Raw genomic sequence first — 20,194 nt, 5'->3', positions numbered from 1 at the left:
CGCGGTGCCGTCCCGCACCGCGCCGCCCCGCCCCGCACCTCACCCGATGGACGCACATGCCTGACCCCGCCCCCGTGACGATCCTGCTCGTCGAAGACGACGAGGTGATCCGCCGGTCCGTCGCGATGGCCCTGGAACGCTACGGCTACGACGTGGTCGTGGCGGGCGACGGGCTGAGCGGCCTCGAACTGTTCCGGGAGGGCCGCTTCGACCTGCTGCTGCTCGACGTGATGCTGCCGGGCCTGGACGGCATCGGGCTGTGCCGCCGGATCAGGGAGACCGGCACGGACCCGATCCTGATGATGTCCGCGCGCGGCGACTCCCTCGACGTGGTCTCCGGCCTGGAGGCCGGCGCCGACGACTACGTGGTCAAGCCCGTCGACACCTCGGTCCTGGTGGCCCGGATACGCTCGCTGCTGCGCCGGGCCACCTTCGTGCCGCCGGCGCGGGAGGAGCCGGCCTCGGAACCCGGGCCGGCCGACCGGCTGGTCTTCGGCGACCTGACCGTCCTCCCGGCGGCCCTGGAGGTGTACCGGGGCGGCGAGGAGATCGCGCTGGCCCCGACCGAACTGCGGCTGCTGCTCGAGTTCGCCGCGCACCCCGGGATCGTGCTGAACCGCCAGACCCTGCTGCGCAACGTGTGGGACTACGGCTGGGACGGCGACTCCCGGGTCGTCGACCTGTGCGTCCAGCGCCTGCGCAAGAAGGTGGGCGCCGACCGCATCGAGACGGTCCGCGGCTTCGGCTACAAGCTGCGTCGCTGACCCGGAGACCCGAGATGCCGATCACGCGCGCCCTTCTGAACCCCCGCTCGATGCGCTGGAAGACCGTCTTCCTGGTGACCCTGGCCTGCGCCGCGATGGCGCTCACCGTCGGTGTCCTGGTGCACGAGTCGACCCTGCGGCGATCGATGCACGAGGGCGCGGGGAAAGCCGTCAGCACACTGGACGCGGCGATCCAGGACGCCCGGGACGCCCGGCGGGAACCGCCCCTCGTGACGGAGGGCGAGCTTCCGGAGCCCCTCCTGCGCCAGGTCGAGCTCCACGGCCTGGGCACCTTCTACGAGGAGGGGCCCCCCGCCCCCGCCTTCTGGGCCGCGAAGAAGGAGGGCGGGCAGGTGTACGCGGTCGAGGTCGACATGACCTCCGACCTGCTCACCCGGCGCGCCCTGGACCGGCACATGTGGAAGTACTCCCTGGTCACCCTGGCCTTCGTGGTGCCGATCACGGTCCTCGCGACCGAACTGCCGGCGCGGCGGCTGCGCCGGGTGGCCGGTACGGCGCGGCGCATCACGGCGGGCGACCTGGACGCGCGTACGGGGATGGGGAGCCGCGGGGGCGACGAGATCACCGAGATCTCGGCCACGGTCGACTCGATGGCCGACAGCCTGCGCGAACGCATCGCGAGCGAGCAGCGCTTCACCGCCGACGTCGCGCACGAACTGCGCACCCCGCTGATGGGGCTGGTCACCTCGGCCGGCCTCCTGCCCGAGGGGGAGGCCACCGACCTGGTGCGGGACCGGACCCGGGTGCTGCGCGACCTGATCGAGGACCTGCTCGAGATCTCCCGTCTCGACGCGGGCGCCGAGCGGTCGTGGTCGCGCGCGGTGGACCTGGCCGAACTCGTCGGGGAGTCGGTGGCGAGGACCGGTCTCACGGCGCGGGTGACGGCGGTCGGCGCCCCGGTCGCCGACACGGACCCGCGCCGCCTGGACCGCATCGTCGCCAACCTCGTCGTCAACGCCCACCGGCACGGTGCCGGTCCCGTGGAGGTCACCGTCACGGACCGGACGGTCACGGTCCGGGACCACGGGCCCGGTTTTCCCGCCGATCTCCTGGCGCACGGACCCCAGCGCTTCCGCACGGGCGCGGCCGAGCGGGGGCGCGGTCACGGTCTGGGCCTCACGATCGCGCGCGGGCAGGCCAGGGTGATCGGGGCGTCGCTGGACTTCGCCAACCACCCCGGGGACGGCGGGGCGGTGGCGGTGCTGCGCCTGCCGGAGGGCGTCCCGGACGCGGACGGGTCCGCCGCCCGGCCGTAGGGCGTGGGCCGGAAGCGGCGCCGTCCGCCCGGCGGCGGGCCCCGTCCGATACACGACCGATGGGTTCCCGAGCCCCCGTGGCGCTCCGCCCTCCACGGTCCCGACGAACCGCTCCCGGAGTCTTCTCGGCGTACGGATCACACGCGTCAGAGCCCGGAGTTGGTTGCCGTGTCCCTTTCCCCCGCCCGTCTTCCCCGCACCCGCCGCGGCCGCCTCGTGGGCGGTGTGTCCGCCCTGGTCCTCCTGACCGCGCTGGGTGTCGCCGCCACCGCGGCGCCGGACGGTTCCCCCTCCCCGTCCGCCACCGCCGCCGGCGCCTCCTCCGCCGAGCCGCACGGCGGCCGGGCGGGAAGCGTCGACGACGGCACGGTCCCGTGGCCGTCGGACGGCCAGACCGCGGTCGAACTGGAGGGCGGGGGCTCCCTCGGCACGCGGGGCGAGCAGCGGCCGGTGCCGATCGCGAGCCTGGCGAAGGTGATGACGGCCCACGTCGTCCTCCGGGAACACCCGCTGCGGCCGGGCGAACCCGGCCCGCTGATCGAGGTGGACCGGGAGGCGGCGCACGAGGTGGGCGTCGGGGGCGAGTCGACCGTTCCGGTCGCGGCCGGCCAGAAGTACTCCCAGCGTCAGCTCCTGGAGCTGCTGCTGATCCCCTCCGGGAACAACATCGCCCGGCTGCTGGCCCGCTGGGACTCCGGCAGCCAGGAGGCGTTCGTGAGGAAGATGCGGCGGGCGGCGGACGAGCTGGGCATGGACCGCTCGGTCTACACGGGGGCCAGCGGGATCGAGGTCACCACCACGAGCACGGCGGTCGACCAGCTGAAGCTGGCCCGGGAGGTGATGAAGAACCCCGTCTTCCGCGAGATCGTGGCGAGCCGGTCCGTCACCGTCCCCGGTACGGGTCCCGTCTCCAACACCAACTCCCTGCTCGGCGACTCGGGCGTCGTCGGCCTGAAGACGGGCTCCAGCACCCCGGCGGGCGGCAATCTCCTCTGGGCCTCCGAGGTCCGCACCGACGGCGGGACCCGCCTGCTCCTGGGCGCGGTCCTGCACCAGCGGGCGGGCACCACGGCCGGTGAGGGGCTCCGGGCAGCCCTGGACAACAGCCGTGCGCTGATCGACGGGCTCCGCGGCCGCCTGGCCTCCTCGCGGTCGGGGAGCTGAGCGGGGATGACGACGACACCGGTGGAGAACGGCGTGACGGTTCCGGACGCGCGGCGGGAGCCGCCGCCGGGCACGACGGCCGGGAGCCCGGCACCGCCCCCGCGCCCTCCGTTCCGTTCCTTCCGCCCCTTCCGCTCCTTCCGTTCCTTCCGCCTCTTGCGGCCGTCCCGGACACTCCGGCGGGGAAGGGCGACGGCCGTCCTCTCCGCGCTCCTCACCCTGGTCCTCCTCGGCCACGGAGCGATCCCCGACGACCCGGCCCACCTGGGCAGCCTGATCGAGACCCTGCTCCCCTGGACGGGCCTCGCGGTCGTGGCGCTCCTGGTCGTGGCGCTCCTGCGCCGGTCACCCGTGGCGGCGGTGACCCTGGCGCTGCCGGCCGCCGCCTGGCTGGCGGTCTTCGGCGGCGCGTTCGTCGACGACCCGCGGCCCGGCGGGGACCTCACCCTCGTCAGCCACAACGTCAACCAGGACAACCCCGATCCGGGGGGCACGGCCCGGAGCCTGCTCGCGTCCGGGGCGGACGTCCTCGCCCTGGAGGAGCTGAGCCCCGCCACGGCGCCCGCGTACGAACGGATCCTGGCGCCCTCGTACCCGTACCACTTCTACCAGGGCACGGTGGGCATCTGGAGCGTCTTCCCGCTGCGCGACGCCCGCGCCCTGCCGATCATGCCGTGGACCCGGGCCCTGCGTGCCACGGTGGAGACCCCCTCGGGCCCGCTGGACGTCCACGTGGCGCACCTCGCGTCCGTCCGTGTCGGCCCGTCCGGTTTCACCACGCGCGCACGCGACGAGGCGCTCGGCCTTCTCGCCGCGTCCGTACGGGCCGAGAACGCCCCGCGTGCCGTCGTGATGGGGGACTTCAACGGTTCCACCGACGACCGCGCGCTGCGGCCGCTCACCTCCCGCATGGTCCCGGCCCACTCCTCGGCGGGCACGGGCCTCGGCTTCACCTGGCCCGCGCGCTTCCCGGTGGTCCGGATCGACCAGATCCTCGTCCGGGGCGTACGGGCCACCTCGTCGTGGGAGCTGCCCGCGACGTCGAGCGACCACCTCCCGGTGGCGGCCCGGATCGCCCTCGGCCCGGACGCGGCCGCCGGCGCGGACCGGTGACGGCACGTCCGGCACGTCCGGGGCCCGCGTCAGCCGCGGCGCCCCTTCCGGTGCGCCCGCAGCCACTCCTTGTTCATCGCCGCGATCGACGGCAGCGGGATGCCCTTGGGGCAGGCCGTCGCGCACTCCCCCGCCAGGGTGCAGCCGCCGAAGCCCTCCGCGTCCATCTGCGCGACCATGTCGAGGACCCGGGTCTCGCGTTCGGGCGAGCCCTGCGGCAGGACGTTGAGGTGGTTGACCTTGGCGGAGGTGAAGAGCATGGCCGAGCCGTTCGGGCAGGCCGCCACACAGGCGCCGCAGCCGATGCACTCGGCGTGCTCGAAGGCGGAGTCCGCGTCGGCCTTGGGGACGGGGGTGGCGTGCGCCTCGGGGGCCGCGCCGGTGGGAACGGTGATGTAGCCGCCGGCCTGGATGATCCGGTCGAGGGCGGAGCGGTCGACGACCAGGTCCCTGACGACGGGGAAGGCCGCCGCGCGCCAGGGTTCGACGTCGATCGTGTCGCCGTCGCGGAAGGAGCGCATGTGGAGCTGGCAGGTCGTGGTGGGTTCGGGGCCGTGGGCGTCGCTGTCGATGACGAGGCTGCACGCGCCGCAGATGCCCTCGCGGCAGTCGTGGTCGAAGGCCACGGGGTCCTCGCCGCGCAGGACGAGTTCCTCGTTGAGGGTGTCGAGCATCTCCAGGAACGACATGTCCGGGGAGACGCCGTCCACCTCGTAGGTGACCATGGCGCCGTCCGCGCCGGCGTTCCGCTGGCGCCAGACGCGCAGGTTGAGCCTCATGCGTAGCTCCGCTGGGTGGGGTGGACGTACTCGAAGGTCAGTTCCTCCTTGTGGAGGACGGGGGCGGCGCCGGTGAACTCCCAGGCCGCCACGTAGGCGAACGCGTCGTCGCGGCGGGCCGCCTCGCCGTCGGGCGTCCGCGACTCCTCGCGGAAGTGGCCGCCGCAGGACTCGGCGCGGTGGAGCGCGTCGAGGCACATCAGTTCGGCCAGTTCCAGGTAGTCGACGATCCGGTTGGCCTTCTCCAGGGTCTGGTTGAACTCCTCACCGCTGCCGGGGACCCTGACCCGGCGCCAGAACTCCTCGCGGATCCCGGGGATGCGGGCGAGGGCCGTGCGCAGGCCCTCTTCGGTGCGGGCCATTCCGCAGTGCTCCCAGAGGAGTTCGCCGAGTTCGCGGTGGAAGGAGTCGGGGGTGCGGTCGCCGCCGACGGAGAGCAGCAGGTTCAGCCGGTCCTCGGTCTCCGCGAGGACGTTCCGGACCACCGGGTGGTCGTCGTCGACCGGCTCGGCGTGCGGATGGCGGGCGAGGTAGTCGTTGAGGGTGGCGGGCAGGACGAAGTAGCCGTCGGCGAGGCCCTGCATGAGGGCGGAGGCGCCGAGCCGGTTGGCCCCGTGGTCGGAGAAGTTGGCCTCCCCGATCGCGAAGAGGCCGGGGACGGTGGTCCGGAGGTCGTAGTCGACCCAGAGGCCGCCCATCGTGTAGTGCACGGCGGGGTAGATCCGCATGGGGACCTCGTACGGATCCTCGGCGGTGATCCGCTGGTACATGTCGAAGAGGTTGCCGTACTTCTCCTCGACGGCCCCGCGGCCCGTCCGCCGGATCGCGTCCGCGAAGTCCAGGTAGACGCCCTGGCCGCCGGGGCCGACGCCGCGCCCCTCGTCGCAGACGTTCTTGGCGGCGCGGGAGGCGATGTCGCGGGGGACGAGGTTGCCGAAGGAGGGGTAGAGGCGCTCCAGGTAGTAGTCGCGCTCGTCCTCGGGGATCTCGGCGGCGGGGCGGGTGTCGCCCTGGGCCTTCGGGACCCAGATGCGTCCGTCGTTGCGCAGCGACTCGCTCATCAGGGTCAGCTTCGACTGGTGGTCGCCGGTGCGCGGGATGCAGGTGGGGTGGATCTGGGTGAAGCAGGGGTTGGCGAAGTACGCGCCGCGCCGGTGGGCCCGCCAGACGGCGGTGGCGTTGGAGTTCATCGCGTTCGTCGACAGGTGGAAGACGTTCCCGTAGCCGCCGGTGGCCAGGACGACGGCGTCGGCGTAGTGGGTGGAGACCGCGCCGGTGACCAGGTCGCGGGCGACGATGCCCCGGGCCCGTCCGCCGACCACGATCAGGTCGAGCATCTCGGTGCGGGCGTGCATCTCGACGCGCCCGGCGGCGATCTGCCGGGACAGCGCCTGGTACGCGCCGAGGAGGAGCTGCTGGCCGGTCTGGCCGCGGGCGTAGAAGGTGCGGGAGACCTGGACGCCGCCGAAGGACCGGGTGTCGAGGAGGCCGCCGTACTCGCGGGCGAAGGGGACGCCCTGGGCGACGCACTGGTCGATGATCTCGACGGAGATCTGGGCGAGGCGGTGGACGTTGGACTCGCGGGCCCGGAAGTCGCCGCCCTTGACGGTGTCGTAGAAGAGGCGGTGCACCGAGTCGCCGTCGTTGCGGTAGTTCTTGGCGGCGTTGATGCCGCCCTGGGCGGCGATGGAGTGGGCGCGGCGCGGGGAGTCCTGGAAGCAGAACTGGACGACCTGGTAGCCCTGTTCGGCGAGCGTGGCGCCGGCGGAGCCGCCGGCCAGGCCGGTGCCGACGACGATGATCCGGTGCTTGCGGCGGTTGGCCGGGTTGACCAGCCTCGCCTCGAAGCGGCGGGTGTCCCAGCGTTCGGCGACGGGTCCGGCGGGGGCCCTGGTGTCGGTGATCGGCTCACCGGTGGCGTAATCGACGAAGCTCATGGTCAGCTCACCACTCCGGTCATGACGGCGACGGGGACGGAGACGAAGCCCGCGGTCAGGACGAGCGCGAGGCCGTTGGCGAGGCCCCGGAGGAGGCGCTCGCGACGGGCGGTGCCGACGCCCAGGGTCTGGGCGGCGCTCCAGAAGCCGTGGCGGACGTGGAGGCCGACGGCGAGCATGGCGACGATGTAGACGGCGTTGCCGTACCAGGTGGAGAAGGTGTCCACGACGTTCTGGTAGGGCCTGCCCTGCTCGAAGCCGCCGGTGTGGACGGTGCCGGTGGTCAGGTCGAGGACGTGCCAGACGACGAAGAGGGCGAGGACGATCCCGCCCCAGCGCATGGTGCGGGTGGCGTACGAGGCCCGCCCGCGGCGGTGGACGTAGGCGACGGGGCGCGCCCGGATGTCGCGCCGGCTGAGCTGGTACGCGGAGACGGCGTGGGCGACGACGGCGGCGAGCAGCACGGCCCGGACGATCCAGAGGGCCCATTCGTGGTGCAGGAGCGGGGCGCCCATGACGCGCAGCCAGTGGGCGTACCCGTTGAACTCGTCGGGGCCGAAGAAGACCTTGAGGTTCCCGGCGACGTGGGCGACGAGGTAGCCGAGCATGATCAGCCCGCTGACGGCCATGACCGTCTTCCTGCCGAGCGTCGAGGAGAGGAATCCGCGTGACGGTGCGGGGGACGGCGGTCGGCCCGTCGTCCGGTCCCCCGTGGGTGCCAGTGCCATGCCTCCGACGCTAGGACCGGAGACCCCGAGAGGTCCAAGACATGGTTCGGCTGATCTCGATAGGCTGGACCTATTCACATCGCCTACGCTGGGACCATGCAGTTCCAGCAGCTCCTCTACTTCGTCGCGGTGGCCGAGACGCGGCACTTCACCCGGGCCGCCGAGCGCGTCCACGTCTCGCAGCCCTCGCTCTCCCAGCAGATCAAGGCCCTCGAACAGGAGCTGGGCGCGGAACTGTTCAGCCGGGCACGGGGGAACATCGCGCTCACCGACGCCGGGGAGGCCCTGCTGCCGCTCGCGCGCCGCATCCTCGCCGACACCGAGACGGCCCGGCTGGAGGTGCAGGAGCTGGTCCGGCTCAAGCGGGGCCGGGTGCGGCTCGGCGCGACCCCGAGCCTGTGCACGGGACTCCTCCCGGACGTGCTGCGGACCTTTCACGACCTGCACCCGGGGATCGAGCTGCTGATCCAGGAGAGCGGTTCGCACGACCTCGTGCGGGAGCTGGCGCGCGGGGCGCTCGACCTGGCCCTCGTGGTACTGCCGCTGCCGACCCCGTCACCCGCGCTGACGACGGTCGAACTGCTCCGGGAGGACCTGGTGGTCGTCTCCGCCGCCTCGGCCCCGGGGCCCCGCCGCCCGGTGCGGATCGCGGACCTGCGCGACCAGCCGCTCGTGATGTTCCGGCACGGCTACGACCTGCGGGAGCTGACGGTGGCGGCCTGCCGGGCGGAGGGGTTCGAGCCCTCGTTCACCGTCGAGGGCGGGGAGCTGGACGCGGTGCTCGGTTTCGTACGGGCCGGGCTGGGGCTCGCGGTCGTCCCGGCCATGGTCGCCGCCCGGGCCGGCCGCGACCTGCGGGTGACGCCCCTCGCCCCGCCGGGCCTGCGCCGCACCATCGCGCTGGCCCACCGCAGCGACGTGGCGCCGCCGAGGGCCGCGCGGGAACTGCAGGGGATGCTGCTCCGGTACGGCTGACGTCCCGTTCCCGGGCGGGTGCCGCGCCCGCCCGGGAACGGGACGTCACACCGCGTCCGCCAGGAGCAGGGAGTGGATGCGGTCCGGGGCGCCGGGGCGGGCGTAGTACCAGCCCTGGGCCGTGTCGCAGCCGAGGTCGCGGAGCCGGCGCGCCTGGGCCCCCGTCTCCACCCCCTCGACGGTGACCGCCAGCTCCAGGCTGTGCGCGAGCGCGACGATCCCCTCCACGATCTTCAGGTCCACGGGGTCCACCGGATGCTGCTGCATGCCCCGGGTGAAGGAGCGGTCGAGCTTGAGGACGCTCACCGGCAGCCGGCGCAGGTTGGCCAGGTTCGAGTAGCCGGTGCCGAAGTCGTCCAGCGCGATGTCGACGCCCATCTCGGCGAGCTGCCGCAGCGGCTTCAGCACGCCCTCGTCGGCGCCGATCAGGGCGGACTCGGTCACCTCCAGGCAGAGCGCGCCCGGTTCGAGGCCGGACCGCTCCAGGACGTCGACGGTGTCGGCCACCAGGCGCGGGTGGTGGAGCTGCGTCGGGGAGAGGTTGACGTTGATGCGGAGCGGGCCGCCGTCGGTGTGCCGGTTCCGCCAGAAGCGGGCCTGGCGCACGGCCTCCTGGAGCACCCAGCGGCCGAGCGGCACGATGAGGCCGGTGTCCTCGGCGAGCGGGATGAAGTGGTCGGGGCCGAGCACCCCGTGCTGCGGGTGGCACCAGCGGACGAGCGCCTCCGCGCCGTGCACGCTGCCGTCGCCGAGGTGGACGAGGGGCTGGTACTCGATGAAGAACTCGCCGCGTTCCAGGGCGGCCGGCAGGGCCGTGGTGAGCCCGTGCCGGGTGATGGCGCGGGCGTCGGCCTCGGGGTCGGACAGCTCGAAGCGGTTGCCGCCCGCCGCCTTGGCCCGGTACATGGTGATGTCGGCGCTCCGCAGCACCTCGGCCGGGGTCCGCTCCCCCGCCGGGCCCTCGACCACGCCGAGGCTGCCGCGCACGGTGAGTTCGCGGCCGTCGACGCCGATCGGGGCGGCGAGGGCGCCGAGGATGCGGTCGGCGAGGTCGGTGGCGTCCCGCTCGCCGCCGGAGCCGGTGGTGAGGGCGACGAACTCGTCCCCGCCGAGCCGGGCGACCATCTCGTTGGTCCCGGTGACACAGCTCTGGAGCCGGTCCGCGACTTCCACCAGCAGCCGGTCCCCGGTGGAGTGGCCGAGGCTGTCGTTGATGGCCTTGAATCCGTCGAGGTCGAGGTAGCAGAGGCCGAAGCGGGCGTTGTCTCCGGGGGCGAGCGCCTTCTCCAGGCGCTCGAAGAACAGGGTCCGGTTGGGCAGTCCGGTGAGGGCGTCGTGGGTGGCCTCGTACCGCAGGCGCAGATGGAGCAGGCGCCGTTCGGTGGTGTCCTCCAGGAGGGCCAGCTGGTACTGGGGACGGCCCTCGGCGTCCCGGAGGAGCGAGACGGTGAGGTTGGTCCACAGGACCGTCCCGTCGCCCCGGTAGTACGGCTTCTCCACCCGGTAGTGCTCCCGCTCGCCGCGGACCAGCTCCTCGTACAGCCTCCAGACGTGCGGCCCGTCCTCCGGGTGGACCCACTCGCTGACCTTCCGGCTGCGCAGCCGGCCCTCCATCCCGCCGAACATGCGGGTGAGGGTCTCGTTGACCTCCAGGAGGTTGCCGTCGAGGTCGGCGATGCCGATGCCGATCGCCGCCCCGTCGAAGACCGCGCGGAAGCGACTCTCGGTGGCGTGCAGGGCGATCTCGGCGGCGGTGCGGGCGGCGAGCGCGGAGCGGGCGATGGCCTCCTGCTCCGCGAGGGTCCGCTCGCGGAGGGCCTGAGCGTAGCCGGTGGCGACGGCGTGCTGGAGCCGGGCGCAGCGGGCCCGGAGTTCCTCGGCGGGCAGGTCCGACTCCGTGCCGCAGTAGAGCACCAGGTACGAGTCGACGACGCCGAGGCTGCGGCCGAGGGCGTCCGGGTCGGTGCAGTGGGCGGCGACGAGGGCCGCGCCGGCGCGCTGGGCGGGGGCCGTGTCGAAGGGCCGGGCGAGCAGGGCGTCGCACAGGGCGCGGGCCGGCGGCAGCAGGTGCCCCTCGAACTCGGCGCGGGTGAGCGACGTGGCGGTCACCGGGAAGATCGCGCGGCTCCAGATGGTGACGAACCGCCTGAGCCTGTCCTCCGGGCCGCCGGCCTCGGCGTCGGCGTCGGCCGGCTGGGACGGGACCTTCACGCCTTGCGCCCCACCCCTGCGAAGCCGGAGAAGGCGGAGGGGTCCTCCTCCTCGACCGGGCTCTCCGGCCGCCAGCGCGGCATCGGGACGAGCCCGGGTTCCACGAGTTCGGTGCCCTCGAAGAAGCGGGCGATCTCGTCGCCCGAGCGCATCACCAGGGGATTGTGGATGGTCCGGTAGACGCCGACGGCGCCGCCGATCCGCTCCTGTTCGAGCGGGACGCCCTCGTACGAGGCGTGGGTGAGGACCAGCAGGCTGCCGGGCGCGAGGGCGCCGACCAGTTCGGCGACGGCCTCGTACGGGCGGTCGTGGTCCTCCAGGAAGTGGAGGACGGCGACGAGGAGGAGGGCCACCGGCCGTTCCGGGTCGAGGAGCCGGGCCGTCTCGGGGCTGTGCAGGATGTCGGCCGGTTTCCGCAGGTCGGCGGAGACGACGGCGGCGGCGTCGTCGCCCTCCAGGACGGCGCGGCTGTGGGCGACGGCGACCGGGTCGTGGTCGACGTAGACGACCCGCGCGGCCGGGTCGGCGGCGCGGGCGACCTCGTGCACGTTGCCGAAGGTGGGGATGCCGGACCCGATGTCCAGGAACTGGGTGACGCCGTGGTCGACGGCGTACCGCACGGCGCGCCGCATGAAGGCGCGGTTGGCCTGCATGACCTTGGGCAGTCCGGGCATGAACTCCATGGCCCTGCGGGCGGCTTCCCGGTCGACTTCGAAGTTGTGCGAGCCGCCCAGGTAGAAGTCATACATACGGGACACGCTCGGCACCGAAATGTCGATACCCGGCGGAGCCCAGGCGGGACGCTCCATCAATGTCTCCAACAAGTCGCCGTGGGATACGGCCATGTGTTCGCGGCCGGTGTTCGAGGTGAGGCTACTGATCGCCCGCCAAGAGAGCGAGCAGAAACGGAAATTCGCGGTCCGTTCTTGGTCACACGCCAAAGGCACGTGCTCCCGGAACGCCGACTTCGCGCCTTCGGCCCGTGCACATTCACGTGCATATGAGCGTGCGCCGGTTTGCGAACCGGTCCTGAAAGGGTCCGGAAGAGGCGCGAACACCGCTGCGGCCTGCGGCGTTGACGCGGCGGGGCATGGACCACCGGCCCGGGAAGCGCCTCGACCGTACCGTTCGACACGGCGACAACCGGACAGTTCTTCTCCCGAAGGCCGGAACTGTTCGTCTCGGCCGTCCACCGGCTCCGTCCGGTCACCCGGGCGGAATCGCGGAAGGCCGCGGTGACGGAACATAACGCCCCGCGTACGCGCTGAGAGGAAGCGTCAAGTCCGCGCATCCGGAGATCCCTCGTCCGGCGCATTCACCGGCATTCCGCCCCACCGCGCGAAGACAGTGATCAAGCTCGACAGGTGTCTCCGTACGGATCTCCCCTCGCGCGACCGCTGGCGGCCCTCGCACTGGTGTGGCTGGTCGCCTCCCCCGCCACCGCCACCGCCGACGCCTGCGCCGTCGCCACGTCCGGTTCCGCCGGGCCGGCCGCGGCGGTGGCGTTCGCCGGGGCGGGCCGGTGCCCGCGCCCGCACACTCCTCCTCCGCCGCACACCCCGCCGCCGCACACGCCACCCCCCTCGTGCCCGTCGCCCACGCCCACGCCCACGCCGTCCCCGTCCCCCACGCCCGCTCCCACGACCCCCGCGCCGCCCCGGCCCACGCCGTCGCCCACACCCGTACCGACGACGCGGCCCCCCGTACCGACGACACCGCCCCCGCCTCCCGTACGGACGGCACCGCCGCCCCCCGCGCGGACGACACCGCCGCCCGTCCCCACCGCCTCGCCGCCCGCCACGCCGGAGCCGGAGCGCACGCCCCCGCCCGAGTCGTCGTCAGCCGCCGCTCCCCCGCCCTCCGCGCGCCCCGCGCCGCCGGCCCCCGCGCCCGTCGCGCTCCCCCACTACCGCCCCGTCACGCGGCCCAGGCCGGAGGGCGGCACGTCCGTCGTCACCATGACGCTGGTGATCATCGCCCCCGCGGTCCTCGCGACCGCGATCCTGCGCCCCCGCTCCCGCTGATCCCGCCGGAGGAATCCGTGTCCGAATGGCTTGTCCTGTCCCTCGCGATGGCCGCCGCCTGCGCCGTCGTGCTCACCATCGTCGTCATCAACAACCGCCGGATCCCCGAGGACGACGACCCCAGCGAGACGCCGGACGTCATCGAGTACATGACGATGATGATCGGCGTGATCTACGCCATCGTGCTCGGTCTGGCCATCGCCGGCGTCTGGGAGGCCCGGGGAGCCGCCCAGGAGACGGTGCGCCAGGAGGCCCAGGCGCTGCACGAGATCTCGGCCCGCGCCGAGGTCTACCCGCAGGAGGTCCGCGCCCGCATCCGCGCCGACGTCGACGCGTACGTCTCCTACGTGGTCCACGACGAGTGGAAGCACATGTCCGGGACGGGCGAACTGAGCGACGAGGGCACCGCGCTCCTGGAACGGGTGCGGCGGAGCGTCACCGACTACCGCCCGGCGAACGACTTCGAGGGCCAGGCGTACCAGCCGCTGGTGGACCAGGTGGCCGTCGCCGACGACGCCCGGAACGCCCGGGGGCAGAACGCGGGCGCCACCATGCCCGGGGTGGTGTGGTTCGGCCTGATCATCGGCGCCCTGGTGACGGTCGGCCTGATCTTCACGCTGCAGATCCGCAGGACCGGGCGCGAACTGCTGCTCGCCGGGCTCTTCAGCGTGCTGATCGCCTTCCTGCTCTTCCTGATCTGGGACTTCGACGCGCCGTTCGGGCGGGGCATGTCGGCCACGGCCACGCCGTTCACCGACCTGTTCCCGGGGCTCGACCGGTGAGCCCCGGGCGCTCCTGAGCGTTCCGGCGGGCTCCGGCGGGCCGCGGCGGATTCCGGGCGGGTCCCGGCGGATTCCGCCACCGGGGCGGGCCGCGCGGGGGACACGCGTGACCCGTTCGCACCTCTGGGATCGCGGCCGCGGTGACGCGCTCCTAGCGTTTCGGACATCGAGGTGCACGCAGGCCCTTCGCGGGAACCCCCTTCCGCGGCTGCCCCTCGGGACCCGGAGGATTCACATGCGCGCGATACGTGTCGCGTCCACCGCCCTGTCGGGGGTGGTCGCCATCGCCCTGGCCGCCCCCGTCGCCGTCGCGGCGGGTGCCCCGGCACCCCACCCGCGGGCACGGGGCGCCCAGGCCCAGGCCGATTTCGTCGTGTCGCCCTCGGTCGTCACCCCGGGCGGCCGTGTGACGCTGAGCGCTCCCGGCTGCGCCAGTACGGCGACGGCCGCGGCCGGCGTCTTCGACACCGCCGTCATCGCACCGGGCTCGACGGCGACCGCCGTCGTGGACCTGGACGTGAAGCCCGGTGCCGTCTACACGGTGGCGTTCAACTGCACGGGCGGCGTCCAGGGCACCGTGGACCTCACGATCGGCGGCACCGCGGCCCCCGCCCCCGCCACGGCCGTCCCGACCATCCGCTCCACCGTCCTCACGCCCTCGCGCGGCGTCCGGGGCGGTCTGGGCGGTGCGGCGGACGACGGTGCCGGACCGCTCGAACTGGCCGCGGGCGGGGCACTCGTCCTGGCCGCCGCGGGGGGCGTCCTCCTCGTGGTGCGCCGCCGTTCGGGCGCGACCCGGCGCCACTGAACCGGGGGCGTGACGGGAGGCGGTCCGGCCCCTCCCGGGCAGCCGTCGCCCCCGGGTCCCGACGGGACCCGGGGGCGACGGACACGGGGGCCGGCCGGGAGGTTCGGCCGGTCAGGCTCCCGCACCGGCCGCACGGCGGCGGCGGAGGACGACGAGGCCGCCGCCCAGCGCGGCGGCGGCGACGAGAGCGCCGCCGACGGCCGTCTCGGCGGAGCTGGGGGCCAGCGAGCCACCGAGACCGCCCTGCGCGCCGCGACCCGGGAGGACGCGGAACGACTGCGTGACCACGGAGGAGTTGCCGTTGCACCGGACGGCCAGGTTGTAGTTGCCCGGGGTGGCGTCGTTGTAGATCCGGGCGACGGCGCTGGAGAAGCCGTTGGAGTTCCCCGCGAGGCCGGTCTCGGGGAAGGCGTTGGACGTGACCGTGCCGCCGCGGGCGCAGCCCCTGACGGTGATCGTGAGCGTCGATCCCGGGTGGACGTCGAAGGGGTTGACGGTGACGTTGCTCGGGCCGTTGTTGTTCGAGCCGCCGCCGTTGCCGCCGCCGTTCCCGCCGCCGTTGCCGCCCCCGTTCGGGCCGCCGTGGGAACCACCGTTGGAACCGTTGTTCGGACCACCGTTGGAGCCGCCGTGCAGGATGGTGCCCGGACCGTTGGTGGCGGCGGCGAGGGGGGCCGCGAGCCCGACCGCCGCGATCGCGGTGGCTGCCACCGCCAGAGTGCGTGCAGCACGCATGGTTGAACCTCCAGTGGAAGACGCCCCGAAGCGGTGCTCCGGGAGTTTCGACGAGTACGCCCTCCACGACGAACCATCACCATTCGTGACGCACCACGCATATCGGCGCTGGGCCACCCCGGTGAGGCGACACGCCGGGGCCGGGGCACCGTACGCGGCAGAACCGCAGCTCAGGGCCGCCCGAAAGGTTTATCCGACGATTACTCGGATGGGTCAGCCCGCCGTCACCCGCCCGTCGCGCCCCGTCACCCGCCCGGCTCCCGCCCGGATCCGGCCCCCGTACGTCCTCCGGCGGGGTCCGGCACCCGACCGGGGGCGGTCCCCACCCGTTCGGGCCGCCCGGCGCGACGGACCGTCCGGTCACCCTTACCGTTCTGACGACGCCACGAAGGGAGAACCATGCCCCCGAAGGACTTCCGCGTCCCCGAGCGCAGAAGACGCCACCCCTGGGGCGTCCTGGCCCTCGCCATGCTGTCCGGGCTCGCGATGATGCGCAACGGGGTGGACACCCCCTCCGGCCCTCCGCAGCCCGCCGCGGCGGCCCGGCCGGCGGCGCGCCCGGTCGCCCCTCCGGCGCCCTCCGCGGCCACCGGCCTGGAGCCGCTGCCCTTCGCCCCGGCCTCCCGGATCAAGATCCCGGCGATCCGGGTCGCGGCCCCGATCATGGACGTGGGCCTGGACGCGGACGGCTGGGTCGCGGCGCCCCCGCCCCAGGACGCCAACCTCGCCGGCTGGTACCAGAACGGCATCTCTCCCGGCCAGCGGGGCACCTCGGTCATCGTCGGCCACGTCGACAACACGCGGGGCCCGGCGGTCTTCTACGGGCTCGGCTCCCTGGAGAAGGGCCGGCACATCGAGGTCGAGCGCTACGACGGACGGGTGGCGGTCTTCGAGGTCTACGGCGTCGAGGTGTACGCGAAGGACGACTTCCCCGGCGTGCGGGTCTACGCCGACACCGGGCAGCCGGAACTCCGGGTGATCACCTGCGGCGGCGGGTACACGCGCGCGCGGGGGTACGACGGGAACGTGGTCGTCTTCGCCCGTATGGTCGGCTCCCGCTGAGCGGACGCGCGGAAGGGCCCCGCCTCCCGGAGCGGCGGGGCCCTTCCTCCGTACCGGCCGTCAGCGCCGGGGGACGGTGAGGTGGTAGCCGGCGCCGAGGAGTTCGGGCAGGTAGCGGCGGAGCGCGGCCACGCTCTGGGAGCGGTCGCCGCCCGCGTCGTGGTTGAGGACGACGACGCCGGGGGCCGCGCCGTCGAGGACGCGGCGGACGACGGTGTCGGTGCCGGGCTCCGTCCAGTCCAGGCTGTCGACGGTCCAGGCGAACGGTTCCATGCCGAGTTCGGCGCCGATCTCGAAGGAGTGCCGGTTCCAGGCCCCGTAGGGCGCGCGGTACCAGAGCGGGGCCGTGCCGAGGGCGCGTTCGACGACCTCGCTGGTGGTGCCCAGTTCGTCGCGGATGCGGGAGGGGCGCAGCCGGGTCATCAGGGGGTGGGACCACGAGTGGTTGCCGACGACGTGCCCCTCCGCGGCCATCCGCCGCAGCAGGTCCCGGTTCTCGACGGCCATCTCGCCGCAGACGAAGAACATCGCCCGGCAGTCGTGGCGGCGCAGGGTGTCCAGGATGCCGGGGGTGTAGCGGGGGTCGGGTCCGTCGTCGAAGGTCAGCACCATCGTGCGGCCGGCCCCGGACACGCTGAGGAAGGGGCGTTGCCGCACGGGCGGCGACGCGCGCCGGTACGCCGGGGGCGCGTAGGCGGTCATCGGCCGGAGGCGGTACGCGTTCGGGGCCGGCCGGGCGGTCCGCGCCCCCGGGCCGGCGGCCGGGGCGGGTCCCGTTCCCGGGGCGTGCCGGGGCGTGGAGGCGTCGGCCGCCCGGTCGGCCCCGGCGAGCCGGTCCGCCGTGAGGACTCCGACGGTGGCGGTGGCACCGAGCGCGGCGGCGAGCCGCAGGACCGCCCGGCGCCCGTGGGGCATCTGATCCTTTTTCATGACCAATGGTTCGTACGGGCGAGGGGCCGCGCGGCTCACCGACACCGCGTGCCCGTACGAAAGCACCCGTTGGGCGGACAGCCCGGCGGCGGGTTCCCGCGCGCTACCGGCCCATCACGAGGCCGTCCTCGCCTGCGCCCCGGCCGAGCACGACCCGCCGGATCGTGTCGCGGATCGCGGCCCGGCGCGGGTCTCCGGCGTCGGCACCGAGGTTGACCACCCTGCCGCGCGCGGTGTCGAACCACTGGGGGACGAACTCCGCCCTGGTCACCTCCCAGCGTCCGCCGGGGGCCCTGGGCGGCGCGAAGGTGAAGCGGCCGATGCTGCTCTGGTTGCCGCGCGGGTCGACGACCCCCCGGTGGTCGACCATGTCGCCGGCGATCTGGTCGCCCATTCCGTAGATCACCCAGGTCCCGTTGACCTTCTCGTACGCCTGGGGGACGTGGGCGTGGGTGCCGATGATGAGATCCACGTCCGGGCGGCCGCCGGTCCGCGAGGCGGTCAGCGTCCGGGCGAGGGAGAGCTGCCGCTCGTCCGGCTCGGTCTGCCACTCGGTGCCCCAGTGGAGGCTGACGACGACCACGTCGGCCCCGGCGGCGCGGGCCGCGCGGGCGTCGGCGATCACCTGCCGCTCGTCCAGCAGGCGGACCGCCCAGGGCCTTCCCTCCGGCATCGGGCGGCCGTTGGTGTCGTAGGTGTAGGCGAGCTGGGCGACGGTGGCACCGCCCGCCTCCATCAGGGCGGGCCGGGCCGCCTCCTCGGCGGTGCGGGCCGATCCGGCGTGGCGGACACCGGCCCGGTCGAGGGCGTCGAGGGTCCGGCCGAGGCCCGCCGCTCCGTCGTCCAGGGTGTGGTTGGAGGCGGTGGAGCAGGAGTCGTATCCGGTGGCCCCGAGCGCGGCGGCGACCTCGGGCGGCGACTTGAAGGCGGGGTATCCGGTGTAGGGGCCGCCCTTCTCCCCGTACACGGTCTCCATGTGGCAGACGGCCAGGTCGGCGCCGGAGACGACGGGCTTCGCGCCGGAGAGCATGGGCCGGAAGTCGTAACCGTGCCCGCCCGCGTCCTCGGCCGCCCTGCGGATGACGGAGTCGTGCGGAAGGACGTCCCCGGAGGCCACCAGGGTGAACCCGGCGGGCGCGGACGCCCCGCCGGGCGCGCCGGAAGGGACGGCGGACCGTCCGGGGGCGGTTCCCGGCGGGGTGGCCCCCGGCACGGCGGCGCCGCCGGACGCGCCGCCCCCGACCGCGCAGCCGGTCGCCGCCGCGAGCAGGACGGAGACGAGCAGAGCCGTCTCCACGGATCTGGTGCGTGAGGGCATGGACGACGCTCCACCCGAATCATGTGATGAACACCTGTTCTGATGAATTGATCCCCGGAGGAAAGGCGCAGTCAAGGGTCAAGGCCGCGTAAAGGAAAGAACCGCACCGAAACGGACGCATCGCTTTCTCCTGACCGCTCGCCGTGCCATTCGCCGCTCGGTGCGACCGTTCGCCGCAGACCCCTGTCCGTTCCCTGTCCCTCGTCGCCCGGATGCGTTCGTATGCGCTCGTACGCGCCAGGACGACGAGCCGCGGGAGAGGTGGGCAGCATGACGACGGCGACGACCGACGAACGGACCCTGGAGGAGCTGCAGCGGGACCACGGCCCCGCGCTGCTCTCCTTCCTGCTCGGTCTCACCCACGGGGACCGGCAGCGGGCCGAGGACCTCGCCCAGGAGACCCTCGTACGGGCCTGGCTGCACCCCGAGGCGTTCGGCACCCCCTACGACTCCATGCGTCCCTGGCTCTTCACCGTGGCCCGCCGCCTCGCCATCGACGCCCGCCGCTCACGCCTCGCCCGGCCCGCCGAGATCGGCGACGGCGCCCTCGCCGTGACGCCCGACCCCTCCGACGCCACCGCCTCCGCCGAGGCCGCGCTCGACGTGCGGGCGGCGGTCCGGGAGCTGAGCCCCGAGCACCGCGCGGTACTCGTCCGGCTCTACTTCCACGGCCTCACCGTCAACGAGGCCGCCGTCGAACTCGGCATCCCCGCCGGAACCGTCAAGTCCCGGTCCCACTACGCCCTGCGGCAGCTCGGCCGGTCGCTGCCCGGCTACCGGCCGCGCCGCGCGGGCACCGCGGGGTCCCGCGCCGGGGCCGCGCGGTGAGACCGGAACACCGCCCGCCGTCGCCGCCCCCGTCCCACGTGACACCCGTGGCACCGGCGGTCCCGGGCGCATCGATCCGGCCGGAGGACGTGTCCGAAACCGCCGGGACGAGTTGAGCAGAGCGGGACCCGCGGGCGCCCCTCACGGAGGAGGCTCTTCCCGGGGCCCCGCGCGTCCGGGCCCCGCGTGCCCGGACGCCCCGTGTCCGGGTTCCCCGTGTCCGGTCACGCCCGGGAGAAGGTGGGAGCGTTGCTGTCCGAGAGCACGAACGGCGCCGGTGGCACGAGCGGGGGCGGCCTGGCCGTCCCCATGGCCTGGCTGTGCGCCGAGTACGTGGCCGACGAGGTGCTGCGGGCCGCCGCGCTCGTGGCGCCCGGTTCGCTGGAGTACCGGGCCGGTCTCCGGGCCCTGGCCCTCACCGTCCACCTGACGGAGGACCCGGACCGGCCCCCCGGCGGCCGGACCGACGAGTGGCTGCGCCACACGGCGTACGACCGCCCCTGGCCGCCTTGGGTCGAGGAACGGCTCGCCGCGCGGCGGGCGGCCGGCGGCGACGGACCCGACCTGGCGCTCGCGCACACCGCCTGGCGCCGGCTGCGGGAGACCTGGATCCGGGCCGCCGACCTCGACGGCGGGACGGACGCCGGTCCCGGGTGCGCGCCCGACGAGGACGAACAGGTCTGGCTGCCCGCCTGGAAGCTGGGCCTGCCGCTCGCCCACCTCTCGCTGTACCTGCGCTGACCGGGCCCGCGCGGCCCT

General features: G+C 74.1%; 18 protein-coding genes. 10 read left to right on the top strand and 8 right to left on the bottom strand.

What is annotated here, in order from left to right; genetic code table 11:
- The first annotated feature begins 56 nt into the window (after positions 1–56).
- From cseB to ACZ6AQ_RS27020, 4 genes are all read left to right on the top strand, one after another.
- Complete coding sequence (gene cseB, locus ACZ6AQ_RS27035; protein ID WP_468763172.1) at positions 57–764, top strand: two-component system response regulator CseB; 708 nt, start codon at positions 57–59, stop codon at positions 762–764.
- A gap of 14 nt (positions 765–778) precedes the next feature.
- The gene (locus tag ACZ6AQ_RS27030) at positions 779–2,041 is read left to right on the top strand and encodes an ATP-binding protein (protein WP_468763170.1); all 1,263 of its coding nucleotides are present in this window, start codon (positions 779–781) and stop codon (positions 2,039–2,041) included.
- A gap of 168 nt (positions 2,042–2,209) precedes the next feature.
- Positions 2,210–3,205: a D-alanyl-D-alanine carboxypeptidase family protein gene (locus ACZ6AQ_RS27025; RefSeq protein ID WP_468763168.1), complete on the top strand. Its 996-nt coding sequence runs from the start codon at positions 2,210–2,212 to the stop codon at positions 3,203–3,205.
- 6 nt (positions 3,206–3,211) lie between these two features.
- Positions 3,212–4,318 (top strand): endonuclease/exonuclease/phosphatase family protein, encoded by a 1,107-nt coding sequence (locus tag ACZ6AQ_RS27020; RefSeq protein ID WP_468763166.1) that lies wholly within the window; start codon positions 3,212–3,214, stop codon positions 4,316–4,318.
- A gap of 29 nt (positions 4,319–4,347) precedes the next feature.
- Here the strand turns inward: ACZ6AQ_RS27020 and ACZ6AQ_RS27015 are convergent, their stop codons facing one another.
- The 3 genes from ACZ6AQ_RS27015 to ACZ6AQ_RS27005 are packed head-to-tail and all read right to left on the bottom strand — an operon-like array spanning position 4,348 to position 7,762.
- Positions 4,348–5,097, bottom strand: coding sequence for a succinate dehydrogenase/fumarate reductase iron-sulfur subunit (locus tag ACZ6AQ_RS27015; RefSeq protein ID WP_468763164.1), 750 nt, complete (start codon positions 5,095–5,097; stop codon positions 4,348–4,350).
- The gene (locus ACZ6AQ_RS27010; protein WP_468763162.1) at positions 5,094–7,034 is read right to left on the bottom strand and encodes a fumarate reductase/succinate dehydrogenase flavoprotein subunit; all 1,941 of its coding nucleotides are present in this window, start codon (positions 7,032–7,034) and stop codon (positions 5,094–5,096) included. Before ACZ6AQ_RS27010 ends, ACZ6AQ_RS27015 begins: the two co-directional genes overlap by 4 nt.
- 2 nt (positions 7,035–7,036) lie before the next feature.
- Entirely contained in the window at positions 7,037–7,762 is a 726-nt protein-coding gene (locus tag ACZ6AQ_RS27005; protein ID WP_468763160.1) for a succinate dehydrogenase, read from the bottom strand.
- Between the two features lie 96 nt (positions 7,763–7,858).
- Here ACZ6AQ_RS27005 and ACZ6AQ_RS27000 point away from each other — a divergent pair, with 96 nt between their 5' ends.
- Entirely contained in the window at positions 7,859–8,737 is an 879-nt protein-coding gene (locus tag ACZ6AQ_RS27000; RefSeq protein ID WP_388695810.1) for a LysR family transcriptional regulator, read from the top strand.
- Between the two features lie 45 nt (positions 8,738–8,782).
- On the opposite strand, the gene ACZ6AQ_RS26995 is transcribed toward ACZ6AQ_RS27000, so the two are convergent.
- Both ACZ6AQ_RS26995 and ACZ6AQ_RS26990 read right to left on the bottom strand, forming a co-directional pair.
- Positions 8,783–10,948, bottom strand: a complete 2,166-nt coding sequence (locus ACZ6AQ_RS26995) for a putative bifunctional diguanylate cyclase/phosphodiesterase (RefSeq protein ID WP_468763158.1) — start codon at positions 10,946–10,948, stop codon at positions 8,783–8,785.
- Positions 10,945–11,757 (bottom strand): SAM-dependent methyltransferase, encoded by an 813-nt coding sequence (locus tag ACZ6AQ_RS26990; RefSeq protein ID WP_468763156.1) that lies wholly within the window; start codon positions 11,755–11,757, stop codon positions 10,945–10,947. Before ACZ6AQ_RS26990 ends, ACZ6AQ_RS26995 begins: the two co-directional genes overlap by 4 nt.
- Before the next feature lie 1,232 nt (positions 11,758–12,989).
- On the opposite strand from ACZ6AQ_RS26990, the gene ACZ6AQ_RS26985 reads away from it, so the two are divergent.
- Positions 12,990–13,754, top strand: a complete 765-nt coding sequence (locus ACZ6AQ_RS26985; RefSeq protein ID WP_388695801.1) for a bestrophin-like domain — start codon at positions 12,990–12,992, stop codon at positions 13,752–13,754.
- A gap of 235 nt (positions 13,755–13,989) precedes the next feature.
- Positions 13,990–14,562, top strand: coding sequence for a hypothetical protein (locus ACZ6AQ_RS26980; RefSeq protein WP_388695799.1), 573 nt, complete (start codon positions 13,990–13,992; stop codon positions 14,560–14,562).
- A 111-nt stretch (positions 14,563–14,673) separates the two neighbouring features.
- On the opposite strand, the gene ACZ6AQ_RS26975 is transcribed toward ACZ6AQ_RS26980, so the two are convergent.
- Complete coding sequence (locus tag ACZ6AQ_RS26975) at positions 14,674–15,297, bottom strand: hypothetical protein (RefSeq protein ID WP_468763154.1); 624 nt, start codon at positions 15,295–15,297, stop codon at positions 14,674–14,676.
- A gap of 399 nt (positions 15,298–15,696) precedes the next feature.
- On the opposite strand from ACZ6AQ_RS26975, the gene ACZ6AQ_RS26970 reads away from it, so the two are divergent.
- On the top strand, positions 15,697–16,359 hold the full coding sequence (locus ACZ6AQ_RS26970) for a class F sortase (protein WP_388695794.1): 663 nt from the start codon (positions 15,697–15,699) through the stop codon (positions 16,357–16,359).
- A 60-nt stretch (positions 16,360–16,419) separates the two neighbouring features.
- Here ACZ6AQ_RS26970 and ACZ6AQ_RS26965 read toward each other — a convergent pair whose 3' ends face one another.
- A complete protein-coding gene (locus tag ACZ6AQ_RS26965; RefSeq protein WP_468763152.1) occupies positions 16,420–17,289 on the bottom strand; it encodes a polysaccharide deacetylase family protein in 870 nt (289 codons plus the stop codon).
- A 103-nt stretch (positions 17,290–17,392) separates the two neighbouring features.
- Positions 17,393–18,607, bottom strand: a complete 1,215-nt coding sequence (locus ACZ6AQ_RS26960; RefSeq protein WP_468763150.1) for a CapA family protein — start codon at positions 18,605–18,607, stop codon at positions 17,393–17,395.
- Positions 18,608–18,877: 270 nt separating this feature from the next.
- Here ACZ6AQ_RS26960 and ACZ6AQ_RS26955 point away from each other — a divergent pair, with 270 nt between their 5' ends.
- Complete coding sequence (locus ACZ6AQ_RS26955) at positions 18,878–19,435, top strand: sigma-70 family RNA polymerase sigma factor (RefSeq protein WP_388695787.1); 558 nt, start codon at positions 18,878–18,880, stop codon at positions 19,433–19,435.
- A 249-nt stretch (positions 19,436–19,684) separates the two neighbouring features.
- A complete protein-coding gene (locus ACZ6AQ_RS26950; protein ID WP_468763148.1) occupies positions 19,685–20,176 on the top strand; it encodes a hypothetical protein in 492 nt (163 codons plus the stop codon).
- The last annotated feature ends 18 nt before the right edge of the window (positions 20,177–20,194 follow it).

The sequence above is a fragment of the Streptomyces sp. NPDC041191 genome, assembly GCF_055591945.1.
Note: the sequence above shows the minus strand (reverse complement) of the source record. Positions and strands in the feature narration are given on the sequence as shown.

Bases quoted from the DNA above. Each gene is read 5' to 3' on its own strand.
- ACZ6AQ_RS27020 (WP_468763166.1), top strand. From the start codon at position 3,212: ATGACGACGACACCGGTGGAGAACGGCGTGACGGTTCCGGACGCGCGG.
- ACZ6AQ_RS27010 (WP_468763162.1), bottom strand. From the start codon at position 7,034: ATGAGCTTCGTCGATTACGCCACCGGTGAGCCGATCACCGACACCAGG.
- ACZ6AQ_RS27000 (WP_388695810.1), top strand. From the start codon at position 7,859: ATGCAGTTCCAGCAGCTCCTCTACTTCGTCGCGGTGGCCGAGACGCGG.
- ACZ6AQ_RS26960 (WP_468763150.1), bottom strand. From the start codon at position 18,607: ATGCCCTCACGCACCAGATCCGTGGAGACGGCTCTGCTCGTCTCCGTC.
- cseB (WP_468763172.1), top strand. From the start codon at position 57: ATGCCTGACCCCGCCCCCGTGACGATCCTGCTCGTCGAAGACGACGAG.
- ACZ6AQ_RS27015 (WP_468763164.1), bottom strand. From the start codon at position 5,097: ATGAGGCTCAACCTGCGCGTCTGGCGCCAGCGGAACGCCGGCGCGGAC.
- ACZ6AQ_RS26990 (WP_468763156.1), bottom strand. From the start codon at position 11,757: ATGGAGCGTCCCGCCTGGGCTCCGCCGGGTATCGACATTTCGGTGCCG.
- ACZ6AQ_RS27005 (WP_468763160.1), bottom strand. From the start codon at position 7,762: ATGGCACTGGCACCCACGGGGGACCGGACGACGGGCCGACCGCCGTCC.
- ACZ6AQ_RS26980 (WP_388695799.1), top strand. From the start codon at position 13,990: ATGCGCGCGATACGTGTCGCGTCCACCGCCCTGTCGGGGGTGGTCGCC.
- ACZ6AQ_RS26975 (WP_468763154.1), bottom strand. From the start codon at position 15,297: ATGCGTGCTGCACGCACTCTGGCGGTGGCAGCCACCGCGATCGCGGCG.
- ACZ6AQ_RS26955 (WP_388695787.1), top strand. From the start codon at position 18,878: ATGACGACGGCGACGACCGACGAACGGACCCTGGAGGAGCTGCAGCGG.
- ACZ6AQ_RS26970 (WP_388695794.1), top strand. From the start codon at position 15,697: ATGCCCCCGAAGGACTTCCGCGTCCCCGAGCGCAGAAGACGCCACCCC.
- ACZ6AQ_RS27030 (WP_468763170.1), top strand. From the start codon at position 779: ATGCCGATCACGCGCGCCCTTCTGAACCCCCGCTCGATGCGCTGGAAG.
- ACZ6AQ_RS26965 (WP_468763152.1), bottom strand. From the start codon at position 17,289: ATGAAAAAGGATCAGATGCCCCACGGGCGCCGGGCGGTCCTGCGGCTC.